At 64.3% G+C, this 23,495-nt stretch carries 21 protein-coding genes; 12 read left to right on the top strand and 9 right to left on the bottom strand.

The features are described from left to right. The first annotated feature begins 52 nt into the window (after positions 1 to 52). From smc to VKR55_RS19630, 6 genes are all read left to right on the top strand, one after another. Complete coding sequence (gene smc, locus VKR55_RS19655) at positions 53 to 3,517, top strand: chromosome segregation protein SMC (RefSeq protein ID WP_324405823.1); 3,465 nt, start codon at positions 53 to 55, stop codon at positions 3,515 to 3,517. Between the two features lie 106 nt (positions 3,518 to 3,623). Further along, the gene (locus VKR55_RS19650; RefSeq protein WP_324405881.1) at positions 3,624 to 4,601 is read left to right on the top strand and encodes a small ribosomal subunit Rsm22 family protein; all 978 of its coding nucleotides are present in this window, start codon (positions 3,624 to 3,626) and stop codon (positions 4,599 to 4,601) included. Positions 4,602 to 4,734: 133 nt separating this feature from the next. After that, positions 4,735 to 5,295 (top strand): LemA family protein, encoded by a 561-nt coding sequence (locus VKR55_RS19645; protein ID WP_324405822.1) that lies wholly within the window; start codon positions 4,735 to 4,737, stop codon positions 5,293 to 5,295. A gap of 146 nt (positions 5,296 to 5,441) precedes the next feature. Next, complete coding sequence (locus VKR55_RS19640; protein ID WP_324405821.1) at positions 5,442 to 6,695, top strand: M48 family metallopeptidase; 1,254 nt, start codon at positions 5,442 to 5,444, stop codon at positions 6,693 to 6,695. A gap of 136 nt (positions 6,696 to 6,831) precedes the next feature. After that, positions 6,832 to 7,587: a P-loop NTPase family protein gene (locus VKR55_RS19635; protein ID WP_324405818.1), complete on the top strand. Its 756-nt coding sequence runs from the start codon at positions 6,832 to 6,834 to the stop codon at positions 7,585 to 7,587. 60 nt (positions 7,588 to 7,647) lie between these two features. Then, positions 7,648 to 8,316, top strand: coding sequence for a P-loop NTPase family protein (locus VKR55_RS19630; protein WP_324405817.1), 669 nt, complete (start codon positions 7,648 to 7,650; stop codon positions 8,314 to 8,316). A gap of 53 nt (positions 8,317 to 8,369) precedes the next feature. Here VKR55_RS19630 and VKR55_RS19625 read toward each other — a convergent pair whose 3' ends face one another. The 4 genes from VKR55_RS19625 to VKR55_RS19610 form a co-directional block, all read right to left on the bottom strand. Continuing rightward, the gene (locus tag VKR55_RS19625; RefSeq protein ID WP_324405815.1) at positions 8,370 to 8,957 is read right to left on the bottom strand and encodes a c-type cytochrome; all 588 of its coding nucleotides are present in this window, start codon (positions 8,955 to 8,957) and stop codon (positions 8,370 to 8,372) included. Between the two features lie 150 nt (positions 8,958 to 9,107). After that, positions 9,108 to 9,956: a fumarylacetoacetate hydrolase family protein gene (locus VKR55_RS19620; protein WP_324405813.1), complete on the bottom strand. Its 849-nt coding sequence runs from the start codon at positions 9,954 to 9,956 to the stop codon at positions 9,108 to 9,110. A gap of 44 nt (positions 9,957 to 10,000) precedes the next feature. After that, on the bottom strand, positions 10,001 to 11,611 hold the full coding sequence (gene mhpA / locus VKR55_RS19615) for a bifunctional 3-(3-hydroxy-phenyl)propionate/3-hydroxycinnamic acid hydroxylase MhpA (protein ID WP_324405880.1): 1,611 nt from the start codon (positions 11,609 to 11,611) through the stop codon (positions 10,001 to 10,003). After that, on the bottom strand, positions 11,608 to 12,522 hold the full coding sequence (locus VKR55_RS19610) for a VOC family protein (RefSeq protein ID WP_324405811.1): 915 nt from the start codon (positions 12,520 to 12,522) through the stop codon (positions 11,608 to 11,610). Before VKR55_RS19610 ends, mhpA begins: the two co-directional genes overlap by 4 nt. Before the next feature lie 183 nt (positions 12,523 to 12,705). Between VKR55_RS19610 and VKR55_RS19605 the strand changes: the two genes are divergently transcribed. After that, on the top strand, positions 12,706 to 13,404 hold the full coding sequence (locus tag VKR55_RS19605) for a GntR family transcriptional regulator (RefSeq protein ID WP_324405809.1): 699 nt from the start codon (positions 12,706 to 12,708) through the stop codon (positions 13,402 to 13,404). Positions 13,405 to 13,475: 71 nt separating this feature from the next. Then, positions 13,476 to 13,967: a hypothetical protein gene (locus VKR55_RS19600; protein ID WP_324405808.1), complete on the top strand. Its 492-nt coding sequence runs from the start codon at positions 13,476 to 13,478 to the stop codon at positions 13,965 to 13,967. Between the two features lie 17 nt (positions 13,968 to 13,984). On the opposite strand, the gene VKR55_RS19595 is transcribed toward VKR55_RS19600, so the two are convergent. Together VKR55_RS19595 and VKR55_RS19590 are read right to left on the bottom strand one after the other, a co-directional pair. Continuing rightward, on the bottom strand, positions 13,985 to 14,524 hold the full coding sequence (locus VKR55_RS19595) for an adenine phosphoribosyltransferase (protein ID WP_324405807.1): 540 nt from the start codon (positions 14,522 to 14,524) through the stop codon (positions 13,985 to 13,987). A 118-nt stretch (positions 14,525 to 14,642) separates the two neighbouring features. Next, positions 14,643 to 16,802, bottom strand: a complete 2,160-nt coding sequence (locus tag VKR55_RS19590; RefSeq protein ID WP_324405804.1) for an anthranilate synthase component I — start codon at positions 16,800 to 16,802, stop codon at positions 14,643 to 14,645. Between the two features lie 291 nt (positions 16,803 to 17,093). Between VKR55_RS19590 and VKR55_RS19585 the strand changes: the two genes are divergently transcribed. Further along, complete coding sequence (locus VKR55_RS19585; RefSeq protein WP_324405803.1) at positions 17,094 to 18,086, top strand: VOC family protein; 993 nt, start codon at positions 17,094 to 17,096, stop codon at positions 18,084 to 18,086. A 109-nt stretch (positions 18,087 to 18,195) separates the two neighbouring features. On the opposite strand, the gene VKR55_RS19580 is transcribed toward VKR55_RS19585, so the two are convergent. The 3 genes from VKR55_RS19580 to petA all read right to left on the bottom strand — a co-directional run bounded on the left by VKR55_RS19580 (position 18,196) and on the right by petA (position 21,754). After that, positions 18,196 to 18,870: a dienelactone hydrolase family protein gene (locus VKR55_RS19580; protein WP_324405801.1), complete on the bottom strand. Its 675-nt coding sequence runs from the start codon at positions 18,868 to 18,870 to the stop codon at positions 18,196 to 18,198. A gap of 233 nt (positions 18,871 to 19,103) precedes the next feature. Beyond that, complete coding sequence (locus VKR55_RS19575; RefSeq protein WP_324405799.1) at positions 19,104 to 21,158, bottom strand: cytochrome c1; 2,055 nt, start codon at positions 21,156 to 21,158, stop codon at positions 19,104 to 19,106. Positions 21,159 to 21,223: 65 nt separating this feature from the next. After that, positions 21,224 to 21,754, bottom strand: a complete 531-nt coding sequence (gene petA, locus VKR55_RS19570; protein ID WP_324405798.1) for a ubiquinol-cytochrome c reductase iron-sulfur subunit — start codon at positions 21,752 to 21,754, stop codon at positions 21,224 to 21,226. Between the two features lie 267 nt (positions 21,755 to 22,021). Between petA and VKR55_RS19565 the strand changes: the two genes are divergently transcribed. Genes VKR55_RS19565 through VKR55_RS19555 form a run of 3 tightly spaced genes read left to right on the top strand, consistent with a single transcriptional unit; the run spans position 22,022 to position 23,494 of the window. Beyond that, positions 22,022 to 22,465: a tRNA (cytidine(34)-2'-O)-methyltransferase gene (locus VKR55_RS19565; protein ID WP_324405796.1), complete on the top strand. Its 444-nt coding sequence runs from the start codon at positions 22,022 to 22,024 to the stop codon at positions 22,463 to 22,465. A gap of 14 nt (positions 22,466 to 22,479) precedes the next feature. Then, complete coding sequence (gene queE / locus VKR55_RS19560; RefSeq protein WP_324405794.1) at positions 22,480 to 23,112, top strand: 7-carboxy-7-deazaguanine synthase; 633 nt, start codon at positions 22,480 to 22,482, stop codon at positions 23,110 to 23,112. Positions 23,113 to 23,128: 16 nt separating this feature from the next. Further along, complete coding sequence (locus VKR55_RS19555; RefSeq protein WP_324405792.1) at positions 23,129 to 23,494, top strand: 6-pyruvoyl trahydropterin synthase family protein; 366 nt, start codon at positions 23,129 to 23,131, stop codon at positions 23,492 to 23,494. Position 23,495 lies beyond the last annotated feature (1 nt).

The following is a 23,495-nucleotide window of genomic DNA, read 5'->3' as shown; positions in this document are numbered from 1 at the left end:
TGGTATTGTCCGGGCAGGGAGATTCGCGCCCTGCCAAGAGAGATTCTTGTTTATGAAGCTGACGCGCCTTCGCCTCCATGGTTTCAAGTCGTTCGTTGAACCCACTGACTTCGTGATCGAACCGGGACTGACCGGTGTGGTCGGTCCGAACGGGTGTGGCAAGTCGAACCTGGTCGAGGCATTGCGATGGGCGATGGGCGAGACCTCGCACAAATCGCTGCGCGCGGCCGACATGGATGCGGTGATCTTCGCCGGTTCCGGCAACCGCCCCGCGCGCAACCACGCCGAGGTGGTGATGACGATCGACAATTCCGATCGCTCGGCGCCTGCGGCGATCAACGACAGCCAGCTCCTCGAAATCTCCCGCCGCATCGAGCGTGAGGCGGGCTCGGTCTATCGCATCAACGGCCGCGACGTGCGCGCACGCGATGTGCAGATCCTGTTTGCCGATGCCGCGACCGGCGCACGCTCGCCGGCGCTCGTACACCAGGGCAAGATCGGCGAGATCATCCAGGCCAAGCCCGAGCAGCGCCGCCGCGTGCTGGAAGATGCGGCCGGCGTCGCCGGCCTGCATGCCCGGCGCCATGAAGCGGAACTCCGCCTGAAGGCGGCCGAGACCAACCTCACCCGCGTCGAGGACGTGATCGGCCAGCTCGCCGGCCAGATGGAAGGCCTGAAGAAGCAGGCGCGCCAGGCGATCCGCTATCGCGAGGTCGCGGCCAAGGTGCGCAAGGCCGAAGCAATGCTGTTCCATCTGCGCTGGCTCGAGGCCAACGCAGATGTCACGGAATCCGCGCACAATCACGATCTCACCGTGCGCGAGATGGCCGAACGGACTCGCGAGCAGGCCGAAGCCGCCCGCATCCAGGCGCTCCGCGCCGCCGAGCTGCCGGCGCTCCGTGACGCCGAAGCCCGCGCGGCCGCCGGCCTGCAGCGGCTCACCAATGCCCGCGACATGCTCGACCGCGAGGAGGAGCGCGCCAAAGAGCGCGTCGCCGAGCTTGATCGCCGGCTGACGCAATTTGCCGCCGACATCGCCCGCGAGCAGCAGCAGAGCGCGGACGCCGACATCGCGTTGCACCGGCTCGACGCCGAGGACGCGGAGCTGAAGGAAGAGATCAAGACGCGCGTCGAGAAACGCTCTGGCGTCGATGAGCGCGTCGCGGCCGCGGAAGCGACGCTAGCCGACACCGAGCGGCTGTTCACCGAGCTCACCACCGCGCTTGCCGACCTCACCGCCAGGCGCAATCAGCTTGAGGCGAGCGTGCGCAGCCATCGCGACCGTCTTGCCCGGCTCGACCACGACATCGCCAACGTCCAGGCGGACGAGCAGAGGCTCGCGCAGGAGACCGGTGGTCTCGGCGACCTCGCGGCGCTTGCGGCCGCCATGGAGACCGCGCAACAGAATCGCGCCGAGTCCGAGACCGCGGCGCAGGACGCCGAGACAGCGCATGTTGCGGCCCGCGCCAGGCTCGAAGCCTCGCGTGCTCCACTCGCCGAGGCCGACAAGCGCGTGCAGCGGCTCGAGACCGAGGCGCGCACCATTGCCAAGCTCGTCACTGGCGCGACAAAGAATCTGTGGCCGCCGATCATCGATGGCGTCACCGTCGCCAAGGGTTTTGAGAAGGCGCTTGGCGCGGCGCTCGGCGACGATCTCGACGCGCCGGTCGATCCCTCGGCGCCGATGCGCTGGACGGTCGCAGGTAGCGATCGCGACGATCCTTCACTGCCCGCCGGCGTCGAGCCGCTCGCCGCGCATGTCCAGGCCCCGCCGGAGCTGACGCGACGGCTGAGGCAGATCGGCGTCGTGCCGAAGGAGCGCGGCGCGGAGCTTGTCTCGCAGCTCAAGACTGGCCAGCGGCTGGTGTCGCCCGAAGGCGATGTCTGGCGCTGGGACGGCTTTGTAGCTGCCGCTCACGCTCCGACCGGCGCAGCCCGGCGCCTGGCCGAGCGCGCGCGGCTGGTCGATATCGAGCATGAGCTCGAGCAGGCTCGCCTCGATGTGTCAGCCAAGCGCCAGGCACTGGAGACGGCCGAGACCGAGGCGAAGGTCGCAGCCCAAGCCGAGAGCGCAGCGCACGAAGCTTCGCGTGCCGCCCAGCGCGAGGCCGATGCCGCGCGCGAGCGTCATGCCGCGACCGAGCGCGAGATCAACCGCCATGCCGCACGCAAGTCGGCGCTGTTCGAGGCCTATAGCCGCCTCACCATCGACCGCACCGAGGTCGAGGGCGCGCATCAGGATGTATCCGCCGCGCTCGCCGCGCTGCCGCCGAGCCTCGAGACCGAAACGAAGCTCGCCGCCGTTCGCGCCGAGATCGAGAACCATCGCCGTCTGGCCGCACAAGTGCGCGCCGAAGCGCAGGCGCTCGCCCGCGAGGCCGAGCTTGCCGACCGCCGCGTGCAGGCGATCCTCACCGAGCGCAACGACTGGAGCAACCGCAAGGCCAGCGCCGCCTCGCAGGTCGCAACCATCGAGGCCCGCATTGCCGAGGTTCGCGCCGAGCGCACCGAGCTCGAGAACGCGCCGGCGATCTTTGCGGAGAAGCGCAGCGCGCTGATCTCTGAAATCGAGCACGCCGAGAGCGATCGCCGCGTCGCTGCCGACGCGCTCGCAGCCGCCGAGACCGCGATGGCCGAGACCGATCGCGCCGCCAAGGTTTCGCTGGAGGCGCTCTCCAGCGCCCGCGAAGCCACTGCCCGAGCCGAGGAGCGCATGGAAAGCGCCAAGCGGCGCCTTGCCGATGTCGAGCGCGAAATCCACGACATGCTCGAGGTCGAGCCGCAGGCGGTCGCCGGGCTTGCCGAGATCGAGCCGGGCACCGAGCTGCCGCCGCTTGCCGAGATCGAGGAGAATCTGGAAAAGCTCCGCCGCGACCGCGAGCGTCTCGGCGCGGTGAACCTGCGCGCCGAGGAAGAGCTGCGCGAGGTCGAGGCCCAGCACACGACGCTCGCGACCGAGCGCGACGACCTCGTCGAGGCCATCAAGCGCCTGCGCCAGGGCATCCAGAGCCTCAACCGCGAGGCGCGCGAGCGCCTGCTCACCTCGTTCGAGACGGTCAACAACCATTTCAAGCGGCTGTTCACCGAGCTGTTCGGCGGCGGCGAGGCCGCGCTGCACCTGATCGAGAGCGACGATCCGCTCGAAGCGGGGCTTGAGATCATCGCCAAGCCGCCTGGCAAGAAGCCGCAGACGCTCTCGCTGTTGTCGGGCGGCGAGCAGGCGCTCACCGCGCTGGCCCTGATCTTCGCGGTGTTTCTCACCAATCCCTCGCCGATCTGCGTGCTGGACGAGGTCGACGCGCCGCTCGACGATCACAATGTGGAGCGTTTCTGCAACCTCCTGCACGAGATGACCGGCTCGACGGATACCCGCTTCATCATCATCACGCACAACCCGATCACCATGGCGCGGATGAACCGGCTGTTCGGCGTCACCATGGCCGAGCGCGGCGTGTCGCAACTCGTCTCGGTCGCGCTCGATGAGGCGGTAAAAATCCTCGACCAGAACGTGGCGTAGCAAACGCCGTCGTTCCGGGGCGCACGAAGTGCGAACCCGGAACCTCGAGATTCCGGGTTCGGTCCTGCGGACCGCCCCGGAATGACGAAGGGAGGTGACGGTGAGCATAATCCCGCCCGATCTCCCCGCCGAACTCAAGGCCGCGCTGGACGCGAAATTGGAGGGCCTGCCGCGGAGCGACGTGGCGGCCCGCGCGGCGGCCATCTCCAGGACCTATCGCGACGGCGGCGGCTCGGGCGCGATCCGATCCGAAACCGATGCGCTGGCCTATGCGCTGGCGCGGATGCCGGCGACTTATGCCGCGGTCACTGCGTGCCTGAATGCGCTCTGCGAAGCGCGGCCGGAGTTCGCACCGCGGACGCTGCTCGACGTCGGCGCCGGCCCGGGGACTGCGAGCTGGGCGGTAGGGGAAGCTTTTGCCTCGCTGAAATCCTTCACCCTCGTTGACGCCAACCACGCCTTGCGCACACTGGCGCTCGATCTAGTCAGCGGCAGCCCGCGCTTCGGCAATCTGAGCTACCGGCCCGGCGAAGCCCGCGCCGCGCTCGCCAAGGCTGACTCGGCCGACCTCGTCATCGCAAGCTACCTGATCGGCGAGCTCGGCGAGGCCGAACGCCAATCGTTGGCGGAGGCGATGTGGGCGAAAACCAGCGATACGCTCCTCGTGGTCGAGCCGGGCACGCCCGCCGGCTATGGCCGGATTCTCGCGCTACGCTCCCAACTGATTGCCGCCGGCGCGCATGTGGCCGCGCCCTGCCCGCACGACCGAGACTGCCCGCTCTCGCCGCCGGACTGGTGCCACTTCTCCCAGCGGCTGGCCCGCTCACGCGCACACAAGCAGATCAAGGGCGCTGAGGTGCCGTTCGAGGACGAGCGGTTCTCCTATGTCGTGCTGACACGCGAGCCCGCCGCGCGACACTTTTCCCGCGTGCTGGCACAACCTGTCGTCGGCAAGGCCGGTATTTCCGCCAAGCTCTGCACTGTCGATGGTGTTGCCATCGCCAAGGCTCCGCGCCGCGACAAGCAGGCCTATGCGGCAGCGCGGCGTTGGCGCTGGGGCGATGCCACAATGGAGAAAAGTTAACGGTTTCCAAGACTTGCCGTTGAACCCGGAGCTTCTTGCATCAGACCAAGAGGAACCCCACCTCGTGGCGGATAACGCTCTCGTTCATTCTCATCTGGATTATCCGCTTATCCGTCCCATCAGGAGTTTCTCCATGTCGTCCGGCTGGATCGTTCTCGGCGTCATCGTCGTTCTCGTCCTGTTTGCCTTCGGGGCCTATAACCGCCTCGTCGCGCTCGGCCAGCGCGTCAACCAGGCCTTTGCCGACATCGACGTGCAGCTCAAGCAGCGCCACGACCTCGTTCCGAACCTGGTCGAGACGGTGAAGGGTTATGCGGCACACGAGCGCGGCACGCTGGACGACGTCATCAAGGCGCGGGGAGCTGCGATGTCGGCGCAGGGACCGGCGCAGGTGTCGGCGGCGGAAAACCAGCTCTCCGGCGCGCTCGGCCGGCTGATCGCGCTGTCGGAATCCTATCCGGACCTCAAGGCCAATGCGAACTTCCAGCAGCTCGCGGCCGAGCTCTCCGATCTCGAGAACAAGATCGCCGCGAGCCGCCGCTTCTTCAACAACACCGTGCAGGAATACAACACCGGCATCCAGCAGATGCCGGCCGCCCTGTTCGCCGGCATGTTCGGCTTCACCAGGAAGGATTTCTTCGACCTCGGCACGAGCCGCCCCGAAGTCGAGGCCGCGCCGAGCGTGAAGTTCTGAGGTATCACCGCCGATGACTCTCCTTCGTCATTCCGGGGCACCGCGAAGCGGTGAGCCCGGAATCCATAACCACCATCGTGAGTATGGATTCCGGGCTCGCGCCTCAGGCGCGCCCCGGAATGACGACAGTTGGGGATAGCGCACCATTGGCCGCGTACGGTCTCTATACCCACATCGCCGCGAACAAGACGCGGTCGATGATCCTGCTCGCGAGCCTGTTCCTGCTGGTCTACGTGATCGTCTATGCCGGCGGGCTGATCATCGAGGTCCTGCACAACGGCGGTGCGACCGCGCCCTATTACCTGAAAGCCGCGCTCGCCGATGTCGTCCGCACGCTGCCTTATTCGACGGGCGCGGTGATCCTCTGGATCGTCATCGCCTATTTCTTCCACCAGTCGATCATCGACGCCGTGACCGGCGGCGAGGATGTCACCCGCCAACAGCAGCCGCGGCTCTACAATCTCCTGGAAAATCTCTGCATCTCGCGCGGCATTACGATGCCGAAGCTGAAGGTGATGGAGAGCGACGCTCTGAACGCCTTCGCCACGGGCCTCAACCCGCGGCAATATGCGGTCACCGTCACCACGGGCCTCCTGAACAACCTGAACGACCAGGAGATCGAGGCCGTGCTCGGCCACGAGCTCACGCATATCAGGAACGGCGACGTGCAGATGATGGTGATCGCGGTCATCATCGCCGGTGTGGTCGGCTTCTTCGCCGAGCTGTTGTTCCGCGGCTTCTCCAATTTCGGCTATGTCCCCTGGAGCGGCGGCGGATCGTCATGGTCGTCATCCTCCTCTTCATCGTCTTCCTCGTCTGACGGCGGCGGGAGTGACAGCGGCGACCGCAAGGGCGGTGGCGGCGGGGCGGCGATCCTGATCATCGTCGTCGCGGTGGTGTTGATCATCCTCGCCTGGGCGCTGTCGCAGTTCGTCAAGCTCGCATTGTCGCGATCGCGCGAGTACCTCGCGGATGCAGGCTCGGTGGAACTGACGAAGGACCCCGACGCCATGATCTCGGCGCTGCGCAGGATCGAGGGCCGCGGCGAATTGCCCGGCGCCACCTCGGCGGTGATGGAACTCTGTGTCGACAATCCGCGCGAGGGCTTTGCCGACCTGTTTGCCACCCACCCGTCGGTCGAATCCCGCGTCCAGGCGCTGGTGAAATATGCCGGCGGCCGCTACGAGGGCCCGCTGGCGCTACCGATGCATCCCGAAGACGACCAGGATCAGCAGGGCAGCGATCGGACGCCGCCGCCCTTGCCCCGACCTCCGGGTCCCTGGGATGATCCCGCCGGCGCCTCGAAAGGTGCTCCCGAAGCGGCGCCGCGGCCCTTGCCCGGCCCTTCATCAGGACCTTGGGGCAATCAAACCGGTCCGTGGGGCCGGCACCAGGGTTGATCCACCCAACGGGGCTGGATTAATCGCTTACAGACTGCACCCCGAATTGCATTCTCCCTTGTTTCTGCCATGTTCGCGCCCAAACAAGATGGGGATCAGCCGGCCAAAGAGGTCGGGGGCGTTGTAAGGGACGGACATGGCGAAGCCGGCAGTGATTGTAGTGGGCGCAGATAAGGGCGGGGTCGGCAAGACCACGGTGTCACGCACCCTGCTCGACTATTTCAACGCAAACAACGTGCAGACCCGGGCGTTCGACACCGAATCCCCGCGCGGCACGCTCAAGCGCTTTCATCCTGACATCACCGAGATCGTCGACATGACGGCGACGGCCGATCAGATGAAGATCTTCGACACGCTGAACACGGTGGCGCCGTCGGTGACCGTGATCGACGTCCGCGCCGGCCTGCTCTCGCCGGCGCTCGCCTCGCTGCGCGATATCGGCTTCCTCGACGCCGCCAGGGGCGGCCAGATCACCTTTGCCGTCTTCCACATCCTGGGTCCCTCGATCGCCTCGCTGGACGAGATCGCCGAGACCGCCAACTTCATGTCGGGGGCAAAATATTTCCTGGTGAAGAACTTCATCAACGACACCCAGTTCTTCCAGTGGGACCAGGCGACCTACAACTCCTACTTCCACCGCATCAAGGATGCGACCGACCTCACCATCCCGAAGCTCAACGAAATGGCCTTCGAGCAGGTCGAGGTTGCGTCCGTCCCGTTCCTGAAATTCGTCGCCAACAAGGGCCCGCATGACGACGCGGCGAACTATTCGTTCGTGCTGCGCGGCTATGTCAGGCACTGGCTCGCCAATGTCTGGAGCGAGTTCGACCGCATCAAGCTGACCGACATCGTCGGCCAGGGCAAACCGGTGCCGCGGAGCGGCGAAAAATAATTCTCGCGACGGCGCGCAATTCGGCTGGATTAGCGGAAAAAATCTCCTGATATAGGCGGAATGCCCGCCACCCCCGTCTACATCATCTGCTCGCCCCGCCCGCAGGTCGGCAAGACGCTGATCGCGCGGCTGCTCAGCGAGTTTCTGCTCTTGAAGAACGGCGGCGTGCTCTCCTTCGACATCAACCTCAAGGAGCCGTCGCTGCTCGACTATCTGCCCACCAGCACCGAGACTGCCGACGTCATCGATACCTACGGCAAGATGCAGCTCATGGACCGCATCATCGTTGACGACGGCTTGTCCAAGGTGATCGATCTCGGCTTCCACGCCTTCGACGAGTTCTTCAAGATGAGCGATGAGATCGGATTCCTGAAGGAAGCGGAGCGGCGCAACGTCGCGCCGATCATCCTGTTCGTGGGCGACACCGACCGCGTCTCGTGGCGTTCGCACGAAATGCTGCGGGAGCAGATCCCGCCGCGCCATCTGATTGTGATCGACAACGAGCATGTGGTGCGCGGTGAGCTGCCGGCGTCGATGGCGCGCGGACGCGTCCTGCCCCTCACCGCGCTGCCGACGTTCCTCAGGACCTATATCGACCGCCTCACCTTCTCCTTCACCAATTATTTGCGCCAGGAGAAGGACTCGTCCACGGAGCTGCACCAGTGGATCCGCCGGAACTATTACATGTTCCGCGAGCTTGAGCTGAATTTGACTATGCAACGGTCGTGACTTTCAGCCGTCCCGGCCGAGCGAGCTGACCGCCGCGCAAAAAAGAACCTGTGCTAGTCCTTTCGTGGCTCCTGCGTGCCTTGGTCCGCGCCCTGGCTCGGTCCGCTTGTTGTCTGCCCGATCTGGACCGCTTGCCATGCGGCCTTTGCCGCCGGCGGCAAATTGTCCATGCGCTTCAAGAACAGCGTGAGCGTCCAGATTTGCTGATCATTGAGAACTTGCTCCCATGCGGGCATGCCGGTCCAGCGGATGCCGTGCTTGATCTTCCAGAATGTCCAGCCTTCCGGATCATCTTCAACGCCTTCAGAGGCAAGCTGCGGCGGCTTTGGATTTTCGCCTTTGGCGATGGGCGTGGCCGAGCTGTCGCCCGCGGCGGTGCCGTGGCAACCAGTGCAATGCCTTGCATAGAGCTGAACGCCGGCTTTCAGGTTGTCATCGGTCGCAGCGACCGGATTCGCGCCCTTCGGAGCATCCCGCTCCAGCGTGGCCTGCAGCGAGGTTCCTGCCGCCCATCGCTCAAGCGGGCTCGGCTTGGCATCTGCATTGGGCGGAATCGCGCCGTTTGTCAGACCGAAGTAAATGACGCCGCAGCCTACGACCACGGCGACAATGATTCCCAGGATAAAGCCGCGAAAGAACATCTCCACTCTCCGGACCGGACGGAACTCCGCCGAAGCAAAACTGAGCCGCGAGCTCTTGGTTCCCGTGCCGTTTTGCGACGAGCTCGCGATACGAAGGCTTGATTGGGGCCGTATCAGCTCCTCCGCTCGCGCCGATCTGCAGGCGCGACGTCAGCGCGCCTCATCGACGATCGGATTTCGCAGCACAGCGAGCCTTTCGACCTCGACTTCGACAATGTCGCCGGGCTTCATCCAGAGTGGCGGCGTGCGGCGGGAGCCGACACCTCCCGGCGTTCCGCTAACGATGACGTCGCCTACCTCGAGCCGTGTGAATGTCGAGCAGTATTCGATCTGCCTCGGGATATTGAAGATCATCTGCTTGATCTTCGCATCCTGCACAACCTGCCCGTTCAGGCGGGTCTGCAGCCTGAGCTCGCCAAGCTCGCCCAGTTCGTCGGGCGTCATCATCCACGGTCCGAACGCGCCGGTGTCCGGAAAATTCTTGCCCGGCGTGAACTGATGCGTGTGACGCTGGAAATCGCGGATGCTGCCGTCGTTGTAGCAGGCGTAGCCGGCGACATGGCCCATGGCCTCCGCGCGGGAAATGTAGCGTCCCGCCTTGCCGATGATGACCGCGAGCTCGCCTTCGAAGTCGAGGTCGGTCGAGACGCGCGGCCGCACGATCGGCTGCATGTGTCCGGTCTGGCTGTTGGCGTAGCGCGAGAAGATGGTGGGGTGGCCGACCTCGGCCCGGCCGGTCTCCTGCCGGTGCGTCTCGTAGTTCAGGCCGACGCACAGGATCTTGTCCGGGTTCGGAATGACCGGCAACCACGCGACCCTGGCAAGCGGGATGGCGGCAGCTTTCGACCTGGCATCGGCAACGCCGGCGAGAGCCGCAGCCAAGGCCGCCTTGAGGTCGGCATAGCGCGAGGCGAGCGCAACGCCAACGTCCAGGAAGGTGTCACCTTCGACGACCCCCCAGGTCTTCCGTCCGTCGATCGCAACGGTGGCCAACTTCATACGTCATCTCCATTCTAAAGGCGGATCGTGGATCGCCGCTTCCGTCACACGGCGGCGGCAACAGTGCCTTCTGCTTCAGCCGACACCGCGCGAAGGCGCGAGCCAATCTCATTCAAGAGGTTGCTAAGCTCCGAGGCATTGCGCGCGGTGCCGAAAACGTAGTGATCGGGCCGGACAATCGCGGCGACGACGCCGTGGCGGTCGAACCAGCCCGCGAGAACCCCGTCGGTCTCTTCGATTGCGCCCGGAACGCCGGTACCGGCGGGCGCGATCGTCGCTGTTCGCAGGTCTGGACAGACGGCGCAAAGCGACATGAGGGATCGTGCGTCGCTGCGGCGACCGTCGACGAAAACTCGCCAGCCAGGTCCGGTCACCTTGTCCAGCAGGCGCACCATACCCGCGCTCGCGACCTGCGGCTGCGGAAACAGGGTTCCGCGGGCAGCTCCGTCGTCATGGGAGAGGAAACCCGCGCGCAGCGGCGGAATGATTTCCTGCCGCGTGATGAAGAGTGGCTTGCCGCCGCCCTCCGCCAGGATCTGTGCATCGCGCCGTCGCGCTGCGGCCGGATCCCGCTCGCAGATCGATTGGCCGATCGCCTTGATTTTCTCGGTCAGTTCGATGACGTGCTGCTTGCGCTCCGCGGTGTAAGTGTCGAGCAGGGTTTCGGAAGACGTCCCCTTGAGAACCCGGTCCAGCTTCCAGACGATGTTCGCGGCGTCGCGCAGGCCCTGGCACATGCCCTGGCCGATGAAAGGCGGCTGCTGATGAGCGGCGTCGCCGGCAATCATGATCCGGCCCTTGCGCCAGTTGCTGGCGACGAGCGCGTGGAAGCGATAGGCGGCCGCCCGCCACAACTCCCCATCCGGCGGCGCGAGCCAGGGAGCCAGCAGCGTCCAGACATTGTCCGGGCGCTCCAGCTCACTGGGCTCTTCGCCCGGCAGCAGCATGATCTCCCAGCGGCGGTGATTCCTGGGGCCGATGATGAAGCTTACCGGCCGCGCCGGATTGCAGAACTGCGCGGAGTTTTGCGGCAGCCTGGCGAGCGCGTCGTCATTGACCCGTACATCGACCACAAGCCAGGGTTCGTCGAAGATCAGATCCTCCAGCGTTATTCCGGCAAGCTGCCGCACGATGCTCGAGGCCCCATCACAGCCGAGCACGTAGCGCGCCGTCACGGACCGCAGCCGTCCAGCCGAATCCTTGAGCCGCGCCTCGACGCGATCGGACGTCTCGACCAGATCGACCAGTTCGACCCCAAGCTCGGACCGCACGGAAGGGAAGCTCGTGGCGTGACGGCGCAGCTCAGCTTCGACCGGAGGCTGGCTGAACACCATGCTCGGCGTATAGCCGAGAGGGTAAGGCTTCGCGACCATGTCGACGTGCCGGATCAACTGGCCATCGACACCGAAATGCTCGGACGCGGTGAAGGGCTCGACGTGCGGCGAGATCGCCTCTGCCAAGCCCATATTGTCGAAATGACGGAAGATCTCGTGATCGAGCGCGATGGCGCGCGGCTTGTCATAGATGCCGGTCAGCCGGTCGATCACGAGCGTGCGATGACCGAACCGGCCGAGCATGCCAGCGGCAGCGGCGCCGGTCGGCCCGAAGCCGATGACAAGCACGTCATAGTCGCTGGCAGCAGGGGACGTCGTCATGCGCGCCCAGCCGTGACGATCTGCGGGGCAAAGGGAACGGAAAGTTGGGCTTTCTTGCAGGCTTCGGTCTTGGGCGGGGCGACGCCCCATTGGTCGGTTCGTCCCGGCGGCCAGACCCATTCGCCGGGGCCCTTCGCCCGGTAGCTCTCGTCAATCTGCAGCACTTCGGCGGTGTATTCGACGACGACGCCGGTCGGATCGACGAAATAGGCAAACACGTTGTCGCCCGGCCCGTGCCGGCCGACGCCCCAGCCGATCGGATAGCCATGATCGACCATACGGCCGGAACCGCGCATCACCGACTCGAGGTCAGGCATGAGGTAGGCGACATGGTTCAGTCCGTGAACCGGCGCATCCGCGAGCACGACGGCATGGTGATCGCTGTTGCAGCACAGGAACGCCATCGGCTTCGAGCGGTCCGACAGTCGAAAGCCGAGCGCTTCCTGGTAGAATGTCGACAGCTTTTCGATATCGGCGCTGTTGATGTTCACATGCGCCAGCCGTTCCGGCCGGTTTGCGACGACCCGCGCCGTCCTGGTGCGGTCGCCGTAGACGAACTCCAGGCCGCATCCCTGCGGCTCACGGACCAGAAAACTCTCGCCGCCTGACGGCGCCAGCGATCGCTCGGGCGGGCTGACGACCTCGCAGCCGGCTTCCCGCACGCGCGCAAAGAGTTGGTGCAGATCCTCCCGCGAGCGGACGCGGAAGCTGACCTTGCGTAGCGACGTCCGGTCGGAAGGCGTCAGTTCCAGAACATGAAAGTCGCTGCCGGTCGCGGCGAGGTAGATGGTGCCACCCACTTCGGCGGCGAAGTCGAGCCCCCAGACCTTCGTGTAGAAATCGGCCGAGCCACCCGGTTGGGGCGTCGCGATCTCGACGCTGCGCAGCGCCGCCACCGGAAAATCTGACATCGGGCTTCCTCGTGTTGGCGAGGGCGAGGCGCGCCGGACGAGCTTGTCACGTATCGCCATAGAACCTGTTGCTGTTGGCGAAGGCATAATCTATATAAAAATTCTCGTAAAGACACAAATTTATAAATTACGATGCCGGCGTCGCCTGATGTACAAAAAAGTCGATGATTCCGTGGGACGCCGATGAGCTCTGACCTGTCGAGCCCGAAGACGGACTCGCCGGCAACGCTGGCGTCGACCATCTACGCGCGGCTGAAGGCCGACATCCTGACGACGCGTTTGGAGCCCGGGCGCAAGCTGCAGTCGCGCTTCCTGATGGAGCAATACAATGTCGGGCAAACCCCGCTCCGCGAGGCGCTCAATCGACTGACATCAGAGGAATTCGTTGTCGGCATGGAGCAGCGCGGCTTTTACGTGAAGCAGGTCAGCAAGGAGGAACTCCAGGAGCTGACCAAGACGCGATGCTGGGTCGAGGGTCTCGCGCTCAGGGAGTCGATCAAGAATGCAACCCAGGCCTGGGAAGAAACCTTGCTGGTGACGCATCACCGACTCGATCGCACGCCGCGTTCGCTCAACGCCGAAAAATTTGAAGACAACCCGGATTGGGAGCGAGCGCATCGCGCCTTTCATGCGACGCTGATCGGCCTGTGCGGCTCAAGGCCGCTGCTCTCTTTCTGCGAGCAGCTTGCCGACAGGCTCTATCGCTATCGCATGATGTCGATTGCGAAGGCCTATCCGGTCCGCAAGGTCGGCGCCGAGCATACCGAGATTCTGAAGTCGGTTCTCGAACGAAGCACCGAGGAAGCCGTGCGTCTGCTGCAGCAGCACTACCAGCGCACGGCCGACGTCATCTATTCCGATCTCGAGACTGTGCTGTCCTGACGTTTCTTGATGCGTCGCATTCGACAGGTCGATCTCGCTGCAGCGCCGCAGCAGTTCCCTTACCGGAACAGATGCAGATACACCACACGTTGCAAATATTGGTGCACGTCCGACTCGTCGCGCTCCGAAAGAAGAATTCCAGATTACGATCATGCATCGATTCCGAGCCGGCGAACCGCCTGGTCAGCGGCCGCAACGCCGGCCCAACTCGAGAGGGGACGATGCCAACCAATCTATCTTGCCTTCGCGGCGTGCAACTTGCCGCCTGTGTCGTGGCGTGCCTGGCGCTGTGGCCTTCCGCCAGCCGGGCCTTTACCGAGGAAGATCAGCAACGGCTTTGCACACCGGACGTCTTCCGGCTCTGCTCCTCGGAAATTCCCAACCGCGAGCGAATCATCGCCTGCATGACGAGGCAGCGGGCCAGTCTGAGCCCGGGATGCCGGAGCGTTTTCGGAAAGCCCGCGCAATCCGCATCGACAAACAGCGATCGCTACAACAATCACTATAACGAGCACTACAACGATCACTACGACGATCACTATCGTTACAGCGATCGCTGGTAGCGTTGATAGCCGCCTCGTCAATGCCCCTCGAAGCTGATCAGCGTGCGCACCGGCACGTCCATCGCGCGCAGCTTTGCTGCGCCGCCGAGATCCGGGAGGTCGATGATGAAGCAGGCGGCGATGACATTGGCTCCTATCTGGCGCAGGAGCTTGACCGCGCCTTCGGCGGTGCCGCCGGTCGCGATGAGATCGTCGACCAAGACCACGCGCTCGCCGGGATGCACGGCATCGGCATGCATCTCCATCTCGTCGAGGCCATATTCCAATGAGTAGGCGATGCGCACGGTGGTGTGCGGCAGCTTGCCTTTCTTGCGGATCGGCACGAACCCCGCGGATACCTGGTGCGCCACCGCGCCGCCGAGGATGAAGCCGCGCGCCTCGATGCCCGCGACCTTGTCGATCTTCGAGCCCGCCCAGGGATGCACCAACTCGTCGACCGCGCGGCGGAACGCGCGCGCGTCGGCGAGCAGCGTCGTGATGTCGCGAAACAGGATGCCCTTCTTCGGGTAATCCGGGATGGTGCGAATGCTGGATTTCAAATCGAGGTCGAAGGTCATGTGGTTACAGCCCTGTTGTCTGCCTCTCGTCATTGCGAGGAGCGAAGCGACGAAGCAATCCATGTTTCCCGATGCGGCGAAATGGATTGCTTCGCTTCGCTCGCAATGACGAGGTCATTCAATTGGCATCCAGCCGGAATGCATTCTCGACAATACGCAAGCCCACCTCGCCGCCAAGCGACATCAGGGATTCCGGATGAAACTGCACGCCGCCGACCGGCAGGGTCTTGTGCTCGAGCGCCATCGCAACCCCGTCCTCGGTCGACGCGGTGACGTCGAGCACCTCGGGCATCGAGTCGCGCTCGACATAGAGCGAATGATAGCGGCCGATCACGATCTCGTTCGGCAGGCTTCGCATCAAGCGCCCGCCCCTCACCTGCACCCGCGACGGCCTTCCATGCGCGGGCTGGCCGAGCTGGCCGAGCCTGCCGCCGAAATATTCGCCGATCGCCTGCACGCCGAGACAGACGCCGAAGATCGGCAGCTTCTTTGCGATCGCGGTGTCGATGGTGGAGGCGATCTTGAAATCCTCCGGCCGGCCGGGTCCCGGCGACAGCACGAGCAAATCCCACTTCTTCTGGGTCAGCATAGCTTGCGCGTGCACGTGACGCACCACCGTGACGCTGGCGCCGACCTGGCGGAAATAATCCGCAAGCATATGCACAAAGCTATCGTCATGGTCGATCAACAGCACCTGCTTGCCCGAGCCGGTCGCGTCCGGTGCAACGTCCGACAATGGCTTCGGTGGATCGCCGCGCAGCGCCTGGAATAGCGCCGCCGCCTTGACGTGGCACTCGCGGTCTTCGGCCGCAGGATCGGAATCAAACAGACAGGTTGCGCCGACGCGCACTTCCGCAAGCCCGTCCTTCATGCGGATGGTGCGGATGGTGAGCCCGGTATTGATGCTGCCGTCGAAATTGACGCAGCCGATCGCCCCGGCATACCAGCGCCGCGGCGTACGCTCATGGTCCTCGACGAACTGCATCGCCCACAGCTTTGGCGCGCCGGTCACCGTCACCGCCCAGGCATGGGTGAGGAATGCATCGAGCGCGTCGAAGCCCGGCCGCAGCATGCCCTCGACATGGTCGACGGTGTGAAACAGCTTCGAGTAGGTCTCGATCTGCCGCCGCGCCAGCACCTTGATGGTGCCGGGCACACAGACGCGCGCCTTGTCGTTGCGGTCGACGTCTGTGCACATGTTCAATTCGTATTCGTCCTTCTCCGAATTCAGGAGCTGACGAATCTGCTCGGCATCGCCGATCGCATCGGTGCCTCGCGCGATCGTGCCGGAGATCGGGCAGGTTTCGACGCGGCGTCCGTCGGAGCGCACGAACATCTCCGGCGACGCGGACACCAGGAATTCGCCGTCGCCGAGATTCATCAACGCGCCATAGGGCGATGGGTTGATGCGGCACAGCCTTTGAAACACTTCCGCCGGTGAGCGCTCGCAGGGCTCGCCGAAGAGCTGACCCGGCACGGCTTCGAAGAGATCGCCGCGGGCAAAGGCCGCGCGCGCGGTCTCGACGGTGGCCTGATATTCCCCGGGGGCGTGATCGGCAAAACCCTGGCGCGGCGTCCTGGCGTAGACGCTTTCGGCCGTGTCGTGCGGAAGGCCCGCGGTGGACTTGCCCTTCCAGGCGAAATCGTAGCTCAACAGCGCGCCGCGCGAAGTGGCGCGATCATAAGCCAGAAGCCGATCCGGCACATAAAGCACGATGTCGCGCTGGTCGGCCTCGCGCTTGCGCTTCTGCACGAGGTCCTCGATCTGGAACACGAGGTCGTAGGCGAAGGCGCCGAACAGGCCGAGCAGCGCATCGTCGGGAGCGGAGAATGCCGCGATCATGTCGCGCACCAGGCTCATCACGCTGGCGCGGCGGGTGCGCTGGTCCTCTTCTACAGGTGCCGCTCCGCACAGGATGTGCCCGGCAAGACGGCTCGTGCTCTTCTCGGTCACGACGACGCAGGGCTCGCGGAGGGTATCGGCGAGAAAAGCGATCAGGACTTCACCGCGCGGGTTCAGCGCATGAAGCGAGAAATTGACGCCCGTCGTTTCCAGCGCCAGCGGCGGATCGGAGAAGCCGAGGTCAAAGCTCTCGTAGCGGCCGGGCACGGTGGTCCCGGATGACAGCACCACGCCGCGACGGCGGTCGAGCAGGTTGATCAGCGCGTCGAGCCGGTTGGCGCCGCCGGAAAAGTGCTCCACCACCCGCTGCACGGCGAGCCCGCCGCGGGTCAGATATTCGCTTTTCGCGGGAAGCGAGAAGACTGTCCTGTTCATGTGATCCTCTTACGAAACTTGCTGAGGGAACGCCACACAGGACACACGAAGACCGCCTGCGATGGCGGCCTCAGAACGATTGAGATTTAAGGAAAATCGCACCGGCCACCTTTTTAGAAGGTGGGCCACCAACGACGAGAGGAGCGGACGACGATACTCATGGCTCACGTAAACACTACCGCGGGCTGGGCCGTCAAGGGAGCTCGTGCCATGGACGGCCCCAAAAAACAGCGTAGCATGCCCCTCTAAAGCCGCCGGAGGTTAACGCCGGCCCTGAAAAGGAGGCGCGCCATGATCAGGGGATTGGGATATGCCGGGTTCGGGTCTTCCGCGATCGAGGACTGGCGGCACTTCGGCACCAACATGGTGGGATTTCAGGCGATCGAGCGCGGCAATTCGCTGCTCGCCTTCCGCATGGACGACCGCAAGCAGCGCGTCGTGATCGACCGCGCCATGGGAGAAGGCGCGCGCTTCTTCGGCTGGGAGGTCGAGGATGGTGCCGCGCTCGATGCGCTGGCGGCGCGGCTGGAAGCCGTCGGCGTTGCGGTCACGGCCGAGCCGCAGGCGCTGGCGGACACGCGACACGTTCGCAGCCTGATCTCGTTTCACGATCCCGACGGCAACCGGCTCGAGGCGTTTCATGGCGCCGAGATCGACGACACGCCGTTCTCGCCGGGCCGCTCGATCTCGGGCTTCCGCACCGGGCCGCTCGGCCTCGGCCATGTCGTGCTCACGGTCGAGAACATCGAGCCGATCATGGCGTTCTACACCAAGGTGCTTGGCTTCGGCCTTTCCGACTACATCGAAAAGCCGTTCCGAGCCTATTTCTTCCACGTCAATCCGCGCCATCATTCGCTGGCGCTGATCGAGACCGGCAAAGCCGGCATGCATCATCTGATGGTGGAGTTGTTCTCGCTCGACGATGTCGGACAGTCCTATGACGTCGCGCTTGCCGGGGACCGCGTCAACGTCACGCTCGGCCGCCACACCAACGACCTCATGACCTCGTTCTACGCCAGGACGCCGTCGTCCTTCATGGTCGAATGCGGCTGGGGCGGACGCGAGATCGAGCCCGCGACCTGGCAGCCGGTCGAGATGCATCACGGCCCGAGCCTGTGGGGGCATGACCGCATCTGGCTATCGGAGAAGGACCGGGCCGTCGCGCGCGAGATGCGCATGAACGCCGCCCGCGAAGGCCTGCGCGCGCCGGTGCAGGTAATGGAAGGTAACTACAAGCTGATGGCGGGCACGTGTGCCTGGTGGGACGGGGTGAAAGGGAATTAGGTATCCTGCGCAGTCCGCCATCGTCATTGCGAGCGAAGCGAAGCAATCCATACTGCCTCCGCGGAGACAGCCTGGATTGCTTCGTCGCTTCGCTCCTCGCAATGACGAGCTACCCCAAATGTTTCGCAAAATATTCCGTCGCCCGGCCCCAGGCGAGCTCGGCGCATTGGCGATCGTGCACGGCCATGCGCTGCTCGTTGGCAAAGCCGTGCTCGGCGTCGTAGCGATGGATGTCGAGCGATTTGCCGGCTGCTTTCATGGCCTTCTCGAAGGCGTCGACGGCTTGCGGCGTGCACCAGTCGTCCTTGCTGGCGAAATGCGCCTGCAGCGGAATTCTGACGTCGGCGGGTTTGGCCGCCGCCTCCGGCGGGATGCCGTAGAACACCACGCCCGCGGTAAGCTCGGGAATCTTCGTCGCGCCAATGATGGTCACCGCGCCACCGAGGCAGAAGCCGGTGAGGCCGACCTTGGCGCCGTTCTTGGCGAGATATTGCGCGGCGCCGCGCACGGTCTGCGTAGTGGCGTCCATGAAATCCAGCGAGTTCATCTCTTTCGCCGCCGCATCCATGTCGTGATACGGCACCACCGTGCCCTTGTAGAGATCGGGCGCCAGCGCATCGAACCCGGCGCGCGCAAAGCGGTCGCACATCCCCTTGATCTGGTCCTGCAGACCCCACCATTCCTGGATCACCACCACGCCGGGCGCATTGCCGCGCGCCGCATTGGCGACATAGCCCGAGGCCTCCCTGCCGTCCGGACGCTTGAAGGTGATGATGGTGCCCATGGTTTCCTCCGGCGATGGTTTCCTGAAATCGATGCTATTTTGACCACAGAGCGCGCGAGGCGCAATCCACTGCCGTCATTCCGGGCTGGTGCGCCAGCATCAGACCCGGAATCTCGAGATTCTCAGGTGCGCAATTGCGCACCATAGTTCGATGCTGCGCGTCGCCCCGGAATGACAATAAAAAAAGCCCCCAATTCCGGGGGCTTTTTCAATTCACATCGGCTCGGCCCGGCTCAGTGCGCTTCGGCCCAGACCTTCTTCTTGGTGAAGTACATCAGGAAGGCGAAGATGATCAGAAACACGAAGACCTGGAAGCCGAGCTGCTTGCGCGCTTCCATCTTCGGCTCCGCCGCCCACATCAGGAACGTCGCCACATCGTGGGCGTATTGCGGCACCGTCGCCGGCGAGCCGTCGTCGAACTGCACCTGCCCGTCCGACAGCGGCTTCGGCATCTTGATGGCGTGGCCGGGGAAATACTTGTTGTAATAGGTACCGTCCGGAATGGTGACGCCCGGCGGCGGCTTGTCTTCAAACCCCTGCAGGATCGCGGAGATGTAGTTCGGGCCCTGCTCCTGGAACTGGGTGAAGAAGTCGAAGATGAAGTACGGGAAGCCGCGCTCATAAGAACGCGCCTTCGCGATCAGCGACAGGTCCGGCGGCAGGCCGCCGTTATTGGCGGCGCGCGCCGCCTGCTCGTTCGGGAACGGCGCAGGGAAGTAGTCGGCCGGCCGGCCGGGCCGGTCGAACATCTCGCCCTGATCGTTCGGACCGTCCTTGATCTTGTACTCCGAGGCGAGTGCCTCGACTTGCGCCTCGGAATAGCCGGGCCCGCCCGGGTCGGCGAGGTTGCGGAACGCGATATAGTTCAGCGAGTGGCAGGCAGAGCAAACCTCCTTGTAGATCTTCAGGCCGCGCTGCAGCGCGCCGCGATCGTACTTGCCGAACGGGCCGGCAAACGACCAGGTCTGTGACGGCGGCGTATCATCCTCGGCGCGGGCGCTCTGCGCGCTGCCGATCACGAGCCCGCCGGCAAGCACGAGCACTGCGATCGCAGCCGCAACCTTGCCGCCCCTCTGCAGCACGGCGTCGGCGATGGAGTTCGGCATGGCCCGCGGCGTCTCGATGCGGCTCAAGAGCGGCAGCACGATCAGGAGGTAGGAGAAGTAGCAGATCGTGAGAATGCGCCCGGCGTAGACATAGATGCCTTCCGGCGGCTGCGAGCCGAGATAGCCGAGCAGGATGCAGACCACGACGAAAATCCAGAAGAACTGCTTTGCCAGCGGACGGTACTTGCAGGACCGCGTCCTGGCGGTGTCGAGCCACGGCAGAAACACCAGGATCAGGATCGAAGAGAACATCACCAGCACGCCGGCGAGCTTGTTCGGAATCGAGCGAAGCATCGCGTAGAACGGCAGGTAGTACCATTCCGGCACGATGTGCGCCGGCGTCTGCGCCGGGTTGGCCGGAATGTAGTTGTCAGACGCCATCAGATAGTTCGGCGTGTAGAAGACGATCCAGGCGAAGAGCAGGAGGAACACCGAGAGGCCGAACATGTCCTTGATGGTCGCGTGCGGCGTGAACGGCACCGAGTCCTTGTCGGTCTTCATGTCGAGGCCGTCGGGGTTGTTCTGGCCGGCGACATGCAGCGCCCAGACGTGCAACACCACCACGCCCGCGATCAGGAACGGCAAGAGATAGTGCAGCGAGAAGAAGCGGTTCAGCGTCGGATTGCCGACCGAATAGCCGCCCCAGAGCAGCGTCACGATGCTGTCGCCGACATAGGGAATGGCCGAGAACAGGTTGGTGATGACGGTCGCGCCCCAGAAGCTCATCTGGCCCCAGGGCAACGCATAGCCCAGGAAACCCGTCGCCATCATCAACAGGTAGATGATGACGCCGAGGATCCAGAGCACCTCGCGCGGCTCCTTGTACGATCCATAATAGAGGCCGCGGAACATGTGGACATAGACAGCGAAGAAGAACATCGACGCGCCGCTGGCGTGCATGTAGCGCAACAGCCAGCCGTAATTGACGTCGCGCATGATCAGCTCGACCGAGCGAAACGCCATCCCCGCCTCCGGGGTGAAGTGCATCGCCAAAATCACGCCGGTCAGGATTTGCAAACCCAGCATGAAGGAGAGGATGGCGCCGAAGGTCCACCAGTAATTCAGGTTGCGCGGCGTCGGATAGGCCACGAACGAAGAATGCATGAGGCTCAAAATCGGCAGTCGCCGTTCGAACCACTGCAAGGCTGGGTGACTCGGCTTGTAATCGGAGGGTCCGCTCATGATGCGATCCTGAGGAAGTAATGCGACGCGACGGCTTGAAAGTCCCGGAGGCTGGCTGCCGGGCTTTAGCCGATCTGGATTTTGGTATCGGAGGCGAAGGTGTAGGGCGGCACGGCCAGATTGAGCGGCGCGGGTCCCTGGCGAATACGGCCGGAGGAGTCGTACTGCGAACCGTGGCAGGGGCAGAAGAAGCCGTCGTAGTTGCCCTCATGCGCGATCGGAATGCAGCCGAGATGGGTGCAGATGCCGATCACGATCAGCCATTGGTCATGGCCCTCCTTGACCCTGGACTGATCCGTTGCGGGGTCCCTGAGGTCAGCGACCTGAACCGCGCGGGCCTCGTCAATCTGCTTCTTGGTCCGGTGCATGATGTAGATGGGCTTGCCGCGCCAGAACACCTTGATGTCCTGCCCCTCGGCGATCGGCGACAGGTCCACCTCGATCGGGGCGCCGGCTGCGATGGTGGCGGCGTCGGGATTCATCTGGGAAACGAACGGCCAGAGCGAGGCCAGTCCCCCGACGGCCGCGGCCGCTCCCGTTGCAACAAAGAGGAAATCACGGCGTGTCGGATGGTCCGCCGAAGACTCGATCGTCACGATTCCAAACCCTTTCTAAAGCTCGCAGCCGGTGGAACCGCCCCCGAAGACGCCCAAAACGTAGCCGGGTAAGGCTGCCGGCGCCCGCGACCCCCGCGGCGGCAGAAAGACCGGCTTTTAGGCCCTAGCGGCCAACCAAGCGGTCCAGAATCGTTCTATTGGCACCCTTGCCCAAAGAGCGCAAGCCCACTATCCGCCAGCAAGCGTGCAATGCACGAAATCCGTCCAGACCGTTGTTTTATTCATACATTCGTGGGAAGCCATTAGATGGAAATCGCGCTGTTTCAGCCTGACATTCCCCCGAACACCGGGACGATTCTCAGGCTCTGCGCCTGCCTCGATGTCGGGGCCCACATCATCGAGCCGGCCGGCTTTGCGGTCTCGGATCGGGCCTTCCGCCGCGCCGGCATGGATTATCTCGATCAGGTGCGGCTGACGCGCCACATGTCCTGGACCAGATTCGAGGAGTGGCGGCGGGAAGCGGGTCATCGGCTCGTGCTTTTCACCACCAGGGGCGCCACGTCCTATCTTGATTTTCGCTATGGGGCGTCGGACATCCTGTTTTTCGGGCGCGAGACGGTCGGGGTTACCGACGAGGTCGTGGCCGCCGCCGACGCGCGGCTGAAAATCCCGATCAAACCGGGTTTGCGCTCGCTCAACGTCGCCATGGCCGTTGGCGAGGCACTGCGGCAGACCCGTTTCGACACGTGATGAGGTGAGTTCTGGTGAGCTACGCGGTCAAGGAAATCTTTCTGACCCTGCAGGGCGAAGGCGCCCATGCCGGCCGCGCCGCCGTGTTTTGCCGTTTCAGTGGCTGCAACCTGTGGAGCGGCCGCGAGCAGGATCGCGCAAGCGCGGTTTGCCAGTTCTGCGACACGGATTTTGTCGGAACCGACGGCACGCTTGGCGCACGCTATGCCTCTGCGGATGAGCTCGCCGATGTCATCGCGGCGCAGTGGACCGGTGACAGCGCCAATCGTTACGTCGTGCTGACCGGCGGCGAACCCATGCTGCAGGTCGATACGGCCCTGGTCGAGGCCCTGCATGCGCGCGGTTTTTCCGTGGGGGTCGAGACCAACGGCACGATCACCCCGCCGGAGGGGCTCGACTGGATTTGCGTCAGCCCCAAGGCCGGCGCCGATCTCATCGTGCGCAAGGGACACGAACTGAAGCTCGTCTATCCGCAGGCGGAAGCCGCGCCGGAGAAATTTGCCGGCCTCGCCTTCGAGCGCTTTTCGCTGCAGCCGATGGACGGCCCGGACGTGATCGAGAACACCGCGCGCGCGGTCGACTATTGCCTGAGGCATCCGCAATGGCGGCTCAGCCTGCAGACGCACAAGACACTCGGTATCAGATAGGACTGGCTTTTAGACGATGTGGGAATTGACGAAATCGTTCCGCTTTGAGGCCGCGCACGCGCTGTCGGGCACCACCTTGGGCGAGGCCAGCGAGGAGATTCACGGCCATTCGTTCCGTACCGAAGTCACGGTGCGCGGCACGCCCGATCCCAAGACCGGAATGGTGCTCGACCTCGGCCTGCTCGAACGCCGCATGCTTGAGGTGCAGAAGACGCTCGACCACAAGCTCCTGAACCGGATCGAAGCACTGGGGCCGCCGACGCTGGAAAACCTGTCGCGCTTCATCTTCGAGCGGCTGCAGCATGCGGGAAAGGTGACGCGCGTCAGCGTCCATCGCGATAGCTGCAACGAGAGCTGCACCTATTACGGACCTGAGGGTTAGA

Source organism: Bradyrhizobium sp., assembly GCF_035309285.1.
GTDB lineage: Bacteria > Pseudomonadota > Alphaproteobacteria > Rhizobiales > Xanthobacteraceae > Bradyrhizobium.
The sequence above is the reverse complement of the archived record's forward strand: the minus strand, read 5'-3'. Positions and strand labels throughout refer to the sequence as shown.